A 1,089-nucleotide genomic window follows, 5' to 3' on the forward strand; every position below is an offset into this window, starting at 1 on the left:
GCTTTACGTCTGCCCACGACCAGGATGACTTCGTCCGATCTACCCAGAGGCGAGCGGTTCACAACGTTTCGCGAAGATCATTTCGCTGAGAAAACCTCATTGGGCTGAGGTATCCGAGGCGGGAGTGATGGCGTCGGGTGCTGTAGCGGTGTAGCCAGCGGAACGCGTCCAGGCGGGCCTCGCGTGCGTTGGTCCAGCTCTTTCGGCCCTGGAGCGTCTCGCGTTTGAGGGTCGCGTTGAAGGACTCGGCGAGCGCGATGTCCGCCGAGCTGCCGAGCCTGCGTTCAGCAGCGTCGAGGATCAGGTCGGCCTTGGGCCGGCCGATCCAGCCGGCGTCCTCAAGCCCGGCCATCCGCTCCGTGGCGAAGGCCCGCGCCACTTGCCGACCGGTCTGGACACCGACGAGCCGCGCGACACCCGCGTTCGACATGCCCCCAGCACATGCCAGGATGATGCGGGCCTTCTCGGCCGAGCGCCGGTGCGGCAATCCTTTCCGGCGCACCAACTCTGCACGCTCAGCCTCGGACAACGTGATCGCCACAGCAGAAAACCCTGAATGCGACATGGCAACGCAGTACTTACTAACCTTCAGGATTTCTGGCGCCACACTAAGGGTTGTCCCGTAACGCCTGGTCAACGATGAGGCGATCTTGGTGTGGCTGGTGTGATCACGGCGTCGTGGCTGTCTTGGATAGCCCCGTTCACGGGGCTGAGCCCGCGCGCGTTCGGTAAGCTGATCACGATGCTGCGTCGCGAGGGAGCTGATGCTCCTCGAGCGGGCCGGCCCTGGTCGCTGCCCCTGGAAGACCGAGTGTTGCTGGTGGCCGCGTATTGGCGGACCAACCTCACCCTGCGCCAACTCGCCCCTCTCTTCGGCATCTCCAAGTCCGCCGCCGACCGGATCGTCGACCACACCGGTCCGCTGCTCGCCCTCAAGCAGCGACAGAGGTTCCGCAAGGGCACCGTCCTCATCGTGGACGGCACGCTGGTCAGGGCTTGGGCGAGTTCCGGGGTCGGGTGGTTGGCCGGGCCGTGACCGGTTGGGGTGCATAGCAGCGCAGGCACGGGCTTCGTGATCATTGGGGTGTC

2 pseudogenes are annotated in these 1,089 nt (G+C 65.4%); one reads left to right on the forward strand and one right to left on the reverse strand.

Going from position 1 to position 1,089, the window contains the following annotated elements:
- Positions 1-58: 58 nt before the first annotated feature.
- Positions 59-277 (reverse strand): annotated as a pseudogene (locus PV350_RS46665) (integrase core domain-containing protein); the annotation flags it as partial.
- Between the two features lie 378 nt (positions 278-655).
- Here PV350_RS46665 and PV350_RS46670 point away from each other — a divergent pair.
- Positions 656-991, forward strand: a pseudogene (locus PV350_RS46670) (transposase family protein); the annotation flags it as partial.
- Positions 992-1,089: the final 98 nt, after the last annotated feature.

Origin of the sequence: Streptomyces sp. PA03-6a (genome assembly GCF_033792765.1) — a bacterium.
GTDB lineage: Bacteria > Actinomycetota > Actinomycetes > Streptomycetales > Streptomycetaceae > Actinacidiphila.